The sequence below is a fragment of the Oryzophilus luti genome (assembly GCF_059726245.1).
The window spans coordinates 3,734,585-3,748,577 of sequence record NZ_AP040874.1 but is presented as its reverse complement, the minus strand read 5'-3'; the positions used below and the strand labels follow the sequence as shown (position 1 = coordinate 3,748,577).

General features: G+C 61.9%; 12 protein-coding genes. 5 read left to right on the top strand and 7 right to left on the bottom strand.

Annotated features, from left to right (window positions below):
* Positions 1–153: 153 nt before the first annotated feature.
* The 5 genes from AC6IZO_RS16090 to AC6IZO_RS16070 all read right to left on the bottom strand — a co-directional run bounded on the left by AC6IZO_RS16090 (position 154) and on the right by AC6IZO_RS16070 (position 6,796).
* Complete coding sequence (locus tag AC6IZO_RS16090; protein WP_497806444.1) at positions 154–2,322, bottom strand: tetratricopeptide repeat protein; 2,169 nt, start codon at positions 2,320–2,322, stop codon at positions 154–156.
* Positions 2,323–2,456: 134 nt separating this feature from the next.
* The gene (locus tag AC6IZO_RS16085) at positions 2,457–3,725 is read right to left on the bottom strand and encodes a UDP-glucose dehydrogenase family protein (RefSeq protein WP_497806442.1); all 1,269 of its coding nucleotides are present in this window, start codon (positions 3,723–3,725) and stop codon (positions 2,457–2,459) included.
* 287 nt (positions 3,726–4,012) lie between these two features.
* Positions 4,013–4,864, bottom strand: coding sequence for a DUF5694 domain-containing protein (locus tag AC6IZO_RS16080; RefSeq protein WP_497806440.1), 852 nt, complete (start codon positions 4,862–4,864; stop codon positions 4,013–4,015).
* A gap of 92 nt (positions 4,865–4,956) precedes the next feature.
* On the bottom strand, positions 4,957–5,502 hold the full coding sequence (locus AC6IZO_RS16075) for a 2'-5' RNA ligase family protein (RefSeq protein ID WP_497806438.1): 546 nt from the start codon (positions 5,500–5,502) through the stop codon (positions 4,957–4,959).
* Positions 5,503–5,665: 163 nt separating this feature from the next.
* The gene (locus AC6IZO_RS16070; RefSeq protein ID WP_497806436.1) at positions 5,666–6,796 is read right to left on the bottom strand and encodes a S53 family peptidase; all 1,131 of its coding nucleotides are present in this window, start codon (positions 6,794–6,796) and stop codon (positions 5,666–5,668) included.
* 334 nt (positions 6,797–7,130) lie between these two features.
* On the opposite strand from AC6IZO_RS16070, the gene AC6IZO_RS16065 reads away from it, so the two are divergent.
* Entirely contained in the window at positions 7,131–9,068 is a 1,938-nt protein-coding gene (locus AC6IZO_RS16065) for a CocE/NonD family hydrolase (protein WP_497806434.1), read from the top strand.
* A gap of 108 nt (positions 9,069–9,176) precedes the next feature.
* Complete coding sequence (locus tag AC6IZO_RS16060; protein ID WP_497806432.1) at positions 9,177–9,863, top strand: CatA-like O-acetyltransferase; 687 nt, start codon at positions 9,177–9,179, stop codon at positions 9,861–9,863.
* 62 nt (positions 9,864–9,925) lie between these two features.
* Here AC6IZO_RS16060 and AC6IZO_RS16055 read toward each other — a convergent pair whose 3' ends face one another.
* Complete coding sequence (locus AC6IZO_RS16055) at positions 9,926–10,285, bottom strand: cupin domain-containing protein (protein ID WP_497806430.1); 360 nt, start codon at positions 10,283–10,285, stop codon at positions 9,926–9,928.
* Between the two features lie 171 nt (positions 10,286–10,456).
* Between AC6IZO_RS16055 and AC6IZO_RS16050 the strand changes: the two genes are divergently transcribed.
* The 3 genes from AC6IZO_RS16050 to metK all read left to right on the top strand — a co-directional run bounded on the left by AC6IZO_RS16050 (position 10,457) and on the right by metK (position 13,287).
* On the top strand, positions 10,457–10,777 hold the full coding sequence (locus tag AC6IZO_RS16050) for a hypothetical protein (RefSeq protein ID WP_497806428.1): 321 nt from the start codon (positions 10,457–10,459) through the stop codon (positions 10,775–10,777).
* Positions 10,778–10,799: 22 nt separating this feature from the next.
* Positions 10,800–11,852 carry an alpha/beta fold hydrolase gene (locus AC6IZO_RS16045; protein ID WP_497806426.1) on the top strand — a complete coding sequence of 351 codons (1,053 nt, stop codon included), beginning with the start codon at positions 10,800–10,802 and terminating at the stop codon, positions 11,850–11,852.
* A 280-nt stretch (positions 11,853–12,132) separates the two neighbouring features.
* Complete coding sequence (gene metK, locus AC6IZO_RS16040; RefSeq protein ID WP_497806424.1) at positions 12,133–13,287, top strand: methionine adenosyltransferase; 1,155 nt, start codon at positions 12,133–12,135, stop codon at positions 13,285–13,287.
* Between the two features lie 80 nt (positions 13,288–13,367).
* Here the strand turns inward: metK and AC6IZO_RS16035 are convergent, their stop codons facing one another.
* Positions 13,368–13,946 carry a TrmH family RNA methyltransferase gene (locus AC6IZO_RS16035; RefSeq protein WP_497806422.1) on the bottom strand — a complete coding sequence of 193 codons (579 nt, stop codon included), beginning with the start codon at positions 13,944–13,946 and terminating at the stop codon, positions 13,368–13,370.
* Positions 13,947–13,993 lie beyond the last annotated feature (47 nt).

Genomic DNA, 13,993 nt, shown 5'->3' with positions numbered 1-13,993 from the left:
ACATGGCATTCCTCTGCTTGGGTCGCGCATATTATCCCCAAAGCTGACCCAATGCAAGCACCAAGACCGCCGGAAATGGCATGGAAATTCCTGAATGGAATCTCATTCCGCAGAATAGTGAGACGAGTGAAACGGAGGCGAGGAAAGCAGAAGCTATTGCGGACGATTTCCGCCGGAGACACGTTGTGTAGCTTCGGCCCGCAGCTGCGCCAGGCGCCCAAGGAAGCCCGCGCCAAGCGGCGCCGCCTCCCCCGTAAAGGGCTGGTCGTGTTCCGCCTGATTCAGCCACTGCAGCGCCTGTTGCGCATTGCCCAGGCGCAGTTCAGCCTCCGCCAGCGAAAGCTGCAGCCGGTAGGCGTGAGGCGCGCGGTCCAATGCGGGACGCAGAACTGCAGCGGCATCAGCATAACGGGCTTCCTCCAAGTAGAGGTCGCTGAGCGCACCGGCGTTCGCTTCATTGCCGTCCAGCTCAAAGGCGCGCCGGAATTCCGCCTCTGCCCTCGAATCCTGCTGCATGTACTGAAGCGCCAGGCCCTTGAGGTAGTGCACTTCGCTGCCGCCTGCATCGACTTCTTCCGCCAGCGCCAGATGCGTGAGCGCTTCCTGATTCCGCCCGAGCACGATCAAGATGGCCGCAGCGTTCATGTGGTAGTGGAAACGTTCGGCGCGCGTCCGCCAGCTCTCGCCTTGCGGAGCCCGGTCAAATGTGACGCTGCCGCAGCGCAGACGCAGCGCCTCCGTCTGCGGTGTGGAGCGGACGAAGACCGCCGCCGAGGTGTCCAGCCAGACCGGCACCCACTCACGGCTGCTGCAGAATCGGTCCAGATTGCTGAGCGTGCTGCCGGCAATGCGATCCGTGGAGACCATGATCAGGTTGATATTGTCTTTCTCAATCTCACGACGCCAGAGTGGCGAATCCAGCGGCTCGGCCCCCAATTGCATGGAACGGAAAAACGCCTCAACGCCATAGGGCACGGAGCGTCCGTCGATATAAACCGGGTAATGGAACTGCAGCCGGAACGCTAGGTAGTTGCCGAGGTTGAAATCGTTATACAAGTTGGGCACAAACTGGCGGGAGAGGACAAACTCGGCCGCCTGCTCCGGGTACCACGACGCCGCGCCTGTGCCGAACAGCGTCTTTAGCTGCGGATTGCGCATGTAATAGCGGTTGGTTACCAGGTCGGAGGTGCGCACCACGAACAACGTGCAGAGCAGCAACGCAACCACGGGCAACACTGGGCGGCGCAACCACGGCTGCCGCACTGCGCTCAAGCATTCGGAGAACAACGGGCCGCACAGCGTCACAACCAGAATGGCGAACAACGCCTGAAAACGCATGGCATGCACGACCGCTACGGCGGCGGCCGCCAGCAGTACGGCCGTGCCAAAACGGCGCTTGCCGCACGCCAGCAGCACCCCGGCGACGGCGGCCAGCAACAGCCACCAGATGCCACTTTCCGGATTGCGAATATCAACCATCCGGCGCAGCGAATCCGCGTTGAGTGTCAGCCCGGCCCACTCGGTGATCCAGCGCTGATGAACACTCTGGATGGCTCCCTGCCGTTGCAGCGCCACGTACAGACCGGTTCCCCAAGGGTTCACCAAGGTGGCGGCCACAGAGGCAGCCAGCCAGGGCGCGGAGCGGCGCACGCGCTGCCATGCCTGTTGGCGCTCCGCGGGCTGTGCAACGGCATCTCCCAGTTCGCACACGACGTAGGCAGCGCACAAGCCCAGCCCCGCGATGAAGCCGAGATGCAGGTTCACCCACAACAGCATGGTCAAAGGCAGCAGCCACAAACGCACGGGCTTTCCCGCACGATGGTCCCAGAGCAGGCGCAGCAGAAGCGCGAACAGAACGCAGGTGAACATGTCCGCGCGTGGGCTGGTGCGGTCCGCCACCGCCGGAACCGCCAGCAACGCCAGAGCAGCGGTAGCCGCATTCTTCCGGAGCAGCAGCACGACCGTGCAGACACCTGCGGCGGCACCCATCCACGAAAGCAGCGTCCAGCCGCCCACGGCCTGCACGCCGTAGAGAATCACCGAGGAAAGTGGCGGATAAATCCATTGGCTTCCGCGGGCGGTATAGGAGAGCACGTCTGCGGTGGGCACTGCGTGGTGCAGCACCATCCAGCGCCCCATTGCGAGCTGCCAGCCCAGGTCCAAGTCGGCCACGGTGTGCAGCCCCGCAAACAACGCATACAGCACCCCTGCGGTCCAGAGCAGCGACGCCATCGGCGACGCGCCTTTCAGAACGGCGGGCAGCGGCAGGTTGGAACCGGCAGGCAGAATGCGCTTCGCGGCAGAGGCTGGCATGACACTCATGGTTGTATCAAAAATCGCGGCCAACGGCATCCGCCGGCCCGCGGCTCGCCAGAACGCCAGTTTCGTGAGGCTTTCAGCGCGCACAAAAAGGGGCGGAGCCGAAGCCCCGCCCGTGGAGAGTCAGAGGAGTTTCCCTATGCGCGGCCGATCCCAAAGTAGTGGAAGCCCATCTGCCGCAGCTGTTCGCTGTCGAGCAGGTTCTTGGTGTCAACAATGATGGGGGTACGCAGCAGTTCACGCACGCGTCCGAAGTCCAGGTTGCGGAACTCCGGCCAGCCGGTGCCTACCACCATGGCATCGACGCCTTCCAGCGCCTCGTATGGCGAGTGGCAGAACTGCACCGTGTGCTGTAGCTCGCGCTCGGCGGCGTCCATGGCAAACGGGTCATAGACGCGCACGTGCGCGCCCTGCATAGTGAGTTCGCGCGCCAGGGCCACGGCGGCCGAGCCAGCAATCGAGCTGGTGTGCGGCTTGAAGGCCAGCCCCAGCATGCCCACCTGCTTGTCGGCAATGGGGCTGATGACCGTGTTGATCTTGCGCAGGATGCTGTCGGTGAGTGAGTGGTTGACGTCGCGCGCAGCTTCAAGAATGCGTAGCGAAATACCATTCTCACTTGCCAGCGAGGCGAGCGCATCCACGTCGCGTTCCACAAAGCTGCCGCCCATGCGCACGCCCGGCTGCAGGCAGCGCGGCGCAATGCGCTTGTCCAAGCCCATGGCAAGCGCCAGATCGACGGCGTCGGCGTTCACCTTCTCGCACAGCGTGGCAACTTCATTAATAAAGGAGATCTTGGTGGCCACGAATGCCGTGGCGGCTTCGCGCGCCAGCTCCGCTGTCTCATAGCTGGTGACAATGACCGGAATGCCGCGCATGACCAGCGGCCGGTAAATGATCTTCAGCGTGGCCACGGCCAGCGAATCGCGGGTACCGAGCAGCAGACGGTCCGGCCAGTTGAAGTCCTCAACCGCACAGCCGTCCGTGAGTTGTAACGGATGCGAGACGAGCGATTGCATGCAGCCGGACTGGCGCATGTTGGCCAGCGCGCGCGCGGCGGTGCCGACCGGCACCGGCGTGCAGAGCACCAGCACTGTCTCCGGCCCGGCGGACTGGGCAATGCGCGTCACCAATTCTTCGGTGTTCCAGTGCTCGTCCTGGGCAATAAAGACGACATGGCTGCGCTTCACCTGCGCCTCCACCTCGGTGGAGTAGAACAGGCGCGCGGCGCGCACGTTGCGGCGCACAATTTCGTCCAGGTTCTTTTCGTAGAAGTTCAGGTTGCCCTGCGCACGGTCGAGGATTGTCTCGGTGGCAAAATCGCAACAGGTCACCGGAGTACCCATGTCCGCCAGGCAGGCGGAAACCACCGTGCCCAGATATCCGGCCCCAAATACCGTCACTTGCATAACGCACCTCGAATGGCAAACGTACTGCCCGACCTGGCTCAGGAGGAGCTCCGGCGACTGCGGGTGCCTGCCGGAGAAGGGCGACGGCAGATCTGTTTCGCCCTGTGTAACTCCGTTATCGCGCAGCGGATGGCCATAAACAAGATGAAGAACGGCCATGTACCGGGTCCATGTACTACTGCGGCGCACACCAAGGTGTACGCCAGCCCAATAGGTTGGACACATCACCCCGGCTCTGCTGCGGCACGATTCTAGCCTGAATTGGGCGTTTGACGAGGCGCTGGTACCTAAGGTGTCACCACAAATTCATCGAGGGTATGCAATTTCAGCGTCGGATCGTTCTGCACAAAATTGCGCAATAGCTGCAGGTGCCCCGCTCCGTAGATCACCAGCACGCGGTCGCCCGGCTGGAGTACGCCGAGAAGGCTGGTGTGGATAAGGGCATTTCGTTCATACCACTTGGTGAGCAGGCGAGCGCCAGCGGGGTCATCATCATTGCCAAAATGCATGGCGCGGGCGTAGAAAGCACCGCTCACGCGCACCTGCTCAGCGCTGTTCATGCGGCGCAGCATCTCAAGCACGGTATGCGTCTTCAGGAATTCGTTCTCTTCGCTCACGAGTTCGCCAGTCTGTTTCAGCAGAACGTCCCATTCGGCCTGGCGGCCGTTGGCTTTGGCCCAGTTCTGCACGGACGGAAACGGGAAGTCCCATTGAGTATCGATGGCGCAGAGCTTCTTCAGGCCAAGCTTCTTGCCCAGCCGGAAACCAATCTGCTGGCGCTCGTCGCGGGTGAGTTCACGCTTGTCCGCCAGGTATTCGCCATAGATCGCATCGAGTCGGCTGGCATTCTCAAGGCCCCATTCGAGCGCAATCTTGTTCGGGCGGAAGCGTTCGATTGCCGCGGCGACCTGCTCGATTTCCGCCTGCCGCTTCGGCGCCAGAACGTCATCGGCCTGCATATTGAAGACGTCCTGCCCGGGGTTATCCATGTGGTAGGTGCCGAGGATGAGAACCTCCGCCTGGGGTGCGGGGAGGTTGGGATCAAGGTGTTTGGCGGGAGCACTCTGCGCCAGGCAGAAGTGGCTGAACAGAAAGGTTACAACAAGGCTGGCTGCGATACGGCGGGCAGGGTTCGGCATTGGTTCTCATCCTCCACGCCAGCAGATACGGAGGCGCGGTACGACGAGTTCCTGAAAAATGCCAATGAACTAACGCAAAGAACGCAGCGCGGCTATTTCAATACACCGCCGAGCGTGACCGGGTAGAGGTCGCTCCACTGGTGGTCGCGGCCGCGCACGAAGGTTAGCTCTTTCACGCAGACCTTGCGCGAGCCCTGGAACTGCGCCCAGCGTTCGCGGGAGATCTCAAAGACCTCCTTGGCGCGCGCCACGTCGCTGACCTTGGCAATGGTCAGGTGCGGCATAAAGGGCAGTGGCTCGGCATAGAGAAGGCCATCGCGATTCAGCAGGTCATGCAGTTCGCGCAGCTTGTAGGCGGCGTGCGCCACGCGGATAAAGACCGTGGGCGTGGTGGGGACAAAGGTCTCCACGTCGCCAAGCTCAATCTCAAACGGAACGACTTCGGCGCAGCAGCGCTCCAGCATCTCCTGTGCACGCGGCTCAGGCCCGCACAACGGACGCGGCGGCAGAATGCTCAGATGAGCAGGAAGGTGCGCGTGCTCCGGATGGAGTTCGGCCCGAAGGTTCTCGACGAATTCACCCAACGCGCTGCGGATGTAGGCCACCAGCGCGTATTGTTGCGGCAAGCAATCAGTCATGACAAACGCCCAATTATTATAAGCCGCCTTTGCCCATTCCATTCACGGCAAACTGCAAATCCAGATTCCGGACTGGAGTAGATGATTATGATTCCATTCCGGGATGCAAAGCAAAAGCCCCGTCACGAGGACGGGGCTTGCCGTTAGGGTTGAGGCGTTTGCGTCAGAACGCGCTGGTGCCAACCGGCGTGCCAAGCCCGGTGGGACCGTCATAGCCGGTGAGGCCGGTGCAGAGGTAGATGCCGCCGCAACTGCCGTTGCTGCCGCTGGTGACGTCAAACAGATTGGTGGAGTTGGAGTACGGGAACGAGCCGTAAACCGTATTGGTGGTGTTGCCGGCCAGCGCGTACACCGAAGCAATCAGCGGCGCAGCCAGGCTGGTGCCGCCCACGGTAAACCACCCAGATTGCCCTTGGTAGCGAACGCTGTCATAGACCGAGACGCCGGTGTTCGGGTCGGCTACGGCCGAAACGTCGGCCACCGTGCGCTTGCTGCAACCGGTATCGGTTTGCCAGCTCGGCTTGGTTTCATACGCGCTGCAACCGCTGCCTGCACCGCTCCAGGCGGTCTCGCTGGAACGCGTGTAGCTCGAAGTCAGCTTCAGGGTGGTGCCGCCGACGGCGGTCACATACGGAGAAGCCGCCGGGTATTGCACGCCGTAGCCGCTGTCTCCGGAGGAGACGGTGATGGGCACGCCGGGCACGTTGAAGTAGGAGTCGTAGGCGGTCTCGCCGGAGCTCTCGCTGCCGCCCCACGAGCAGGAGACCACCGCAGCATTCTTGGTGGCGTAGCTGACGGCGGTCATCAGGTCGGAGTAGTTGGCGGAGTTGGCCTCGACGAGCAGGATCTTGCAATTCGGGCAGACGGCGTGAACAGTCTCCACGTCCAGCGCAATCTCCAGCGACCATCCGGCGTTGTTCGTCGGGTAACTCGTGCCGCCGGTTTGGTTCACCTTCTTGAAGCAGCCGTTTGCTGTGGTGCAGGAAGGCAGCCCGTAATAGGTGCTGTACGTCGCCAGATCCTTCTCAATGTTCGGATCGTTGTAGGCATCGACGATGGCGACGGTGACAGGGTTGGTGGCCGACGCGGGAAGGTTGTACGCGGTGCGGATCTGCACCGGGCTGTAACCGGTCGGGCTGCTGCTCGCAAAGGGCGTCGCCTTCTGATCGGTGATCACGTGCGCGTGACAGCGCGCAGAACCCGGATCGGCGGGTCCCGGACAAACTTCCTTGTGGGAAGCGGCAAACATCGCACTCGACAACAACAGAACAACGGCGAAGATTTTTGAAGTCATCCTCGGTGGTAGCTCCTTGCAATTTGTAGAGTTGTGTTTCCCCAAAAACAAAGTGAGGCAGTATCCCCTGATCTATTTGCGGGGTCAACGGTATTGAAAAAATTTATCGGGCACGCGGGGCTTGTTTATGAGTTGCGTGGCAAAATGGCACATTTTCGCCACGTTTGTGGAATTTTCAGCGTGAATCTACAGTCACTCGCACTACTTCCCGCTGTCTCTGAATGAAACACGAAACTGGCACGAACGCGGGATTCCACTACAATGAGCCAACGGCTTGGGCCCGAACGTGGTGGTTCCGCCCTCTGCATTCCAAACCTGCTTAACGGAGTAAAGAATGGCTTCTTTGCGGAAGCGGCTATGTGTATTGGCCGCGGTGCTGGCGTATTCCTCTTTCCTTCTCTCCCAGACGGCATACTCGGTGCCCGACATTCCGGAGAAGTTCCACGCGCCGAAGGACAGCTTCAACTACGAGAAGCGCGAAGCGATGATCCCCATGCGCGACGGCGTGAAGCTCTATACGGTCATCGTGGTGCCGAAGGGCGCAAAGAAGCTGCCCATGATCATGACGCGCACGCCGTACGACGCAAAAGGCCGCGCCGAGCGCGCGCTTTCTCCGAACATGGCGGCCGCGCTGCCCGAAGGCGATGAGGTGTTTGTCCGCAACGGCGAGTACATCCGCGTCTTCCAGGATGTGCGCGGCAAGTACGGCTCCGAGGGCGACTACTACATGACGCGTCCGCTGCGCGGACCGCTGAACCCCGGCACCACGGACAACTCCACCGACGCGTGGGACACCATCGACTGGCTGGTGAAGAACGTGCCCGAGTCGAACGGCAAGGTCGGCATGCTGGGCAGCTCGTACGAAGGCTTCACGGTCGTTATGGCCTTGGTGAATCCGCACCCGGCGCTGAAGGTGGCTGCACCGATGAGCCCGATGGTCGATGGATGGATGGGCGATGACTGGTTCCACTACGGCGCCTACCGCCAGACCAACGACGACTACCTCTACCACCAGACGATCAAGCATGGACGCGGCTCGGCCATTCCTCGCCAGACCTACGACGATTACGAAAACTTCCTTCGCGCCGGTTCGGCTGGAGACTTTGGAAAAGTCGCAGGGCTGGAGCAGCTCGCCTTCTGGCGAAAGATGATCGAGCACCCGGCCTATGACGAATTCTGGGAGGGGCAGGCGCTCGACCGCGTGATGGCCAAGCAACCGCTGAAGGTTCCGACCATGTGGATTCAGGGCCTGTGGGACCAGGAAGACATGTGGGGCGCAATTCACAGCTGGGAGTCCGTGGAGCCGAAGGACACGACGAACACCATGAACTACCTGGTTATGGGTCCGTGGCGCCACAGCCAGGTGAACTACGACGCTGCCTCGCTTGGCCCGATGAACTGGCGCGGCGATACCGCCGGTGAGTTCCGCGCCGAAGTGCTGAAGCCATTCTTCGACCAGTATCTGAAGGACGGCGCGCCTAAGGCGAACACGCCGCCGGTCTTTATCTACAATACGGGTGAAAATCACTGGGACCGCTTGGAGCATTGGCCGCTGGCCTGCGAGAACGGTTGCGCCGAAAAGTCGAAGGCGCTCTACCTGACCGCGAACGGCGGACTCTCATTCACTGCACCGTCGGAGAAGAACCTTGCTGCGGCCTCGGCGTTCGATGAGTACGTTTCCGACCCGGCAAAGCCTGTGCCCTATCTGCCGCGCCCGATCACTTTCAACGATCACAAGGCATGGCAGACGTGGCTGCTCAGCGACCAGCGCTCGGTGGACAATCGCCCCGACGTTGTCACTTACGTTTCTCCGGTGCTGACCGAACCGCTGCGCATCAGCGGCGCGCCCATTGTCAACCTGGTGGCCTCCACCACGGGCACCGATAGCGACTGGGTGGTGAAGCTCATCGACGTTTACTCGGACGCAGTGGGGAGCCAGCCTGAGATGGGCGGCTATGAACTGCCGATCGCCATGGACATCTTCCGCGGACGCTACCGCGAGAGCTTCTCCACGCCGAAGGCGATTGAACCGAACAAGCCGCTGGCGTACAAGTTCCGTCTGCCCACCGCCAACCACGTCTTCCAGCCCGGACACCGCGTCATGATTCAGGTGCAGTCGAGCTGGTTCCCGCTGTACGACCGCAATCCGCAGACCTTTGTGCCCAACATCTTCAAGGCGCAGCCGAAGGACTACGTGAAGGCCACCCAGCGCATCTACCACGCCGACGGCGAAGCCAGCTTTATTGAACTGCCGGTGGCGAGCACGAAGTAGAACCTTCAGTCGACGTGAAAAAGAAAGCCCCACTCCACGGAGTGGGGCTTTCTTCTGCTCACAACGATACGCGTGTCGAGAGGCCGACGTGCCGCGCATTAGAATGGAATGCAATCAACAGGGAGGAATTACACCGTGAGCGTGCAGGGCGAAGGAATCACCGAAGTTTTAGCGAGACAGAAAGTCGACCAGGCGACATGGCCGCGACGCGCGCAATTCGAATTCTTCCGCAAGTTTGAAGAACCGTACTGGGGCACCTGCGTGAACGTGGAGTGCACGCGTGCGTTCCGCGCTGCCAAGCAGAACGGCTTCTCCGTCTTCCTCACCTTTCTGCACCGCTCGCTGGCCGCAGCGCAGCAGGTGGAGGCCTTCCGGTATCGACTGGAAGGGGATGACGTCTACCTCTACGAGAGAATCGATGGCGGCTCCACGGTGGACCGCAGCGATGGCACCTTCGGCTTCGGGCACTTCCGCTACCACGCCGATCTCAACGAGTTCATGGCCAATGCCGTGAAGGTTGTGGAGCGCGTCCGCGCCTCGCGGGAGCTGACGCGCACCGGCGCACCGAACGTAATCCGCTATACGTCGCTGCCGTGGGTTGACTTCACTTCCCTTTCGCACGCGCACTCCACCTCCATGCCGGACAGTTGCCCGCGCATCTCCTGGGGAAAGATCACGGAGAAAGATGGCAGGAAGTCGATGCCGGTAGCCATACACGTCCACCACGCGCTGGTGGATGGCCGCCACGTTGGGCAATACGTTGAGGCGTTCCAGAAATTGCTGCTCGCCGAGTAGGCGCCAGCGCCGGAACACATCAGCGCTCCAGCGCATCCGGTTCAGCAACCGCACAGCTTGCGCTAACGAACCTTTGTGACCAGGTAGACGAGCGTGCCAGAGACTTGGCGAATCCAGTGTGGAGTGTTGGGTGGCACCACAAGGATGTCTCCCTTGGAGAGCATGCGCACATCGCCGCCGGTGATGGCCGTGCCACGCACTTCGTCGGGCGCGGTCTCATAGGCGGAGAACAGCTCGCCGCCGCTGACGAAGGCCGCCGAGCCGTCAAGCACATAGAAAATGTCGGTATCGCGACGATGAAGCTCGGGCGTGGACGGGGAGCTGCGGTTGACGGCCGCCACCGAATAGTTGCCCAGGCCACGCGGCACCAGCGGCCCGCCCTTGGCCAGAACGCGGTTCACCTCATCGGAATCTAAATGCATCACATCCATGAGTGCCTCACTCCAATAGGAAACGTCTCACTGAATTGTGCGCCTCCCCGGGGTGTATGCCAACCGCCACGTGCAATGGCGCAGAATCCGATGGCCTTCAGGCGGATTGCCGAAGCGCCTCGGCAGTGAGCACCGCACTTGGGGAACAGTCACAGGATCACCATGGATGTTGAGCGCGTAATCGCCGAGATCGAAGCCTTGGAGCACTTGTGCGCGTTGCCGGACCCGCGCTGGCCACAGCAGCTATGCGGCCTTCGCGGGCGGGCGCGCGTGCGCACCGAGCGCCGCCTGCTGGAACGAATGTGGCGACTCGAAGCGCCTGACTCGACATCAGGCAACGGCCGGAGCGAAGTACTCCGCGCGCCGCTGCTGAGCCGCGAGGCAGGCTTTGCCGACACGGTGTGGATCCGCCACATGCGCCGCATCGCCTCGCCCGGGAAGCGCCTGGACGAAATGGGCGGCTCGTGCAGCGCGCCGCAGTGAACGCGCATCTAACCTAGGCGTTATGAAGTTCACGAAAGCAGTCTTCTTTCTTCTGCTGCTCGCCGCGCTGCCGCTGGCGTCCCAGGCCCAATCTGCGCCCGTTGCCACCAGCGCTCTGGCTTCTGCTGAGCCCACCTATGGGCCGCGGCTCGAAGGCTTCGATTATCCGTGGCCGGTGCACATCTACCGCTTCCGCTCGCAGCAGCAGGAGTTGAAGATGGCCTACCTCGACGTGCAGCCTGAGCATGCAAACGGGCAGGTGGCGGTGCTGCTGCACGGCAAGAACTTCTGCGCCGCAACGTGGGAGGGCACGATTACGGCGCTCACCGGTGCGGGCTATCGCGTGATCGCCCCCGACCAGATCGGCTTCTGCAAGTCGAGCAAGCCGCAGCGCTACCAGTTCAGCTTCCAGCAACTGGCGGCGAACACACACGGGCTGCTGGCGTCGCTCGGCGTCACGCGCGCCACGCTCGTCACCCATTCCACGGGCGGCATGCTGGGCGTGCGCTACTCGCTGCTGTATCCGACCGAGGTGGAGCGGCTAGTGCTGGTGAACCCCATCGGCCTTGAGGACTGGAAAGCGCGCGGCGTGCCGTCCATCGGCGTGGATGGCTGGTATGAACGCGAGTTGAAGACCTCCGCCGAGCGCATACGCAATTACGAGCGCGGCACGTACTACGCAAACACATGGGAGCCTGCCTACGAGAAGTGGGTGCAGATGCTGGCGGGCATGAATCGCGGTGCGGGGCGCGAGCAGGTGGCGTGGGATTCGGCGCTGCTCTACGACATGATTTACACGCAACCGGTCATCTACGAATTCCGCGACGTACGCGTGCCGGTGCTGCTGATGATCGGCGACAAGGACAACACGGCCATCGGCAAGGACCTTGCGTCGCCGGAGGTGCGCGCCACGCTCGGCAACTATCCCAAGCTGGCAAAGGAAGCAGTTGCACTCTTCCCGCATGCGAAGCTAATTGAGTTCCCCAACTACGGACACGCGCCGCAGATACAGGCACCGGAGGAGTTTCACAAGGCACTACTGAAGGAAATGGCCGCAACCGAGAGCATGCCGTAACGTCCACAGGTGGAGCGTGGCCTCAGCCGCCGCGCTCATGGCCGTGCGCTTGACAGCACGCTCCGCTTGAGTAAACTGGAGGGGACATCAGGAGAGACTCAACCGGAAGGTTGAGTACGGCAACCGAGCAGGGGACGCTACGGTGCCAGCGGCATGGAGAACATGCCGGATGAGCGGAATCAATTCCGAAAGAGAAGGTCTCCCGAAGCAATCCGCCTGATGTCCTGGGCGGATATTGTTTTGAACTCCTGATGCATGCGAAGAAAAGGAGCATGCGTCAATGAGCAACACCGCAACACAGACCACTTACGAAACCACCCTCAACACCAAAACCGAATACACCTTCACCTCCGAGTCTGTCTCCGAAGGACACCCGGATAAAGTCTGCGACTACATCGCCGACTCGATTCTCGATGCGCACCTTGCGGCCGATACACACGCACGCGTTGCCTGCGAAGTGCTCTGCAAGGCCAACAACGTGGTACTGGCCGGTGAAATCACCTCCAGCGCCAAGGTCGACCACGAGGCCATTGCGCGCAAGGCCATCCGCGAGATCGGCTACACCGATCCGGCGGAAGACTTCAACGCCGACGGCGTGAACGTACAGGTGTTTCTGACGCAGCAGGCGCCGGAGATTTCACAGGGCGTGACCGCCACCAGCAACGCCGAGGGCGAGCAGGGCGCGGGCGACCAGGGCATCATGTTCGGCTACGCCACCGACGAAACCGACGTGCTGATGCCACTGCCCATCTACCTTGCGCACAAACTCACGCACGGCCTTACCGCGGACCGCAAGCAGGGCGGCGTGGCGTGGCTGCGGCCGGACGCAAAGTCGCAGGTCTCCGTGCTCTACAAGAATGGCGAACCGGTGCGCGTCACCGACGTACTGGTCTCGACGCAGCACGCCGAGGGTTACCCGCAGAAGGAGATCCTCTCCTACGTGCGCGAGCAGCTTGCGCCACGCGTGCTGGGCGAGTGGTTCAACAAGGAAATTCGCTTTGCGGTGAATCCGACGGGCAGCTTCGCACACGGCGGACCCACCACCGACTGCGGCGTCACCGGCCGCAAGATCATCGTGGACACCTACGGTGGCGCGGCTCGTCACGGCGGCGGTGCGTTCAGCGGCAAGGACCCGTCGAAGGTCGACCGCAGCGCGGCCTACTACGGACGCTACGTTGCACGTCAGCTTGTGAAGCAGGGCCTGGCAAAGAAGGCGGAGATTCAGGTGGCCTACGCCATTGGCGTGGCCAAGCCGGTCTCAACCAAGGTGGATACCTTCGGCACCGGTGATGAAAACGCGTGCAAGGAGTTTGTGGCCAAGTTCGACTTCCGTCCGGCGGCCATCATCGAGCAGCTCAACCTGCTGCGCCCGATCTACCGCAGCACTACCAACTACGGACACTTTGGACGCCCGGGTCTGAGCTGGGAAGCCTAAGTCACGACGGTTCGCCAGTCATCGGGGCCGCACTCGCAAACGGGTGCGGCCTTTCCATCTCATCGACTGTTGCAGAGCGCCTAGCGCGCGGCTTCCATCTGCGCGCGGTACTTGCGCAGCAGTTCGTACAGCACCACGCCACCGGCGGTGGCCACGTTGAGCGATCCCTTGTGACCAAGCATCGGAATGCGGACGCGCGTGCTTGCCATTTGCAGCAACTCAGAGCGCACACCATCCACCTCGTGTCCGAAGATGACGCAGAGCGGAAAACGCGGCTGCCACTCGAACAGGTCGATGGAGTCGTCGCCGGTTTCAATCGCAACCAGTTCGAATCCGCTGCGTTGCAAACCTTCCGCCATGTGCACAGCCTCCCAGTCGTGCTCCCACGGCACCGTCTCCTCGGCGCCCAGCGCGGTCTTGGTAATCGCCTTCTTGGGCGGGTGCGCGGTAATGCCGCAAAGGCAGAGCTTCTCAAGGTTCACACCGTCGGCGGCGCGAAAGAACGCGCCCACGTTGTACATGCTGCGCACATTGTCGAGCAGCACGGCAACCGGCAGCCGCGCGTTGGCCGTTGCCTCCGCCTGCAAGGATTGCTCTTCGGCTCGGCCCGTCGCGTTTGTCTGTACTGCTTGATCGGGGATCATCTTCTGGTCACTCATCTTCGGTCCCTCTCAGTGTACTCAGACATTGCACGCCGCTGCATCAC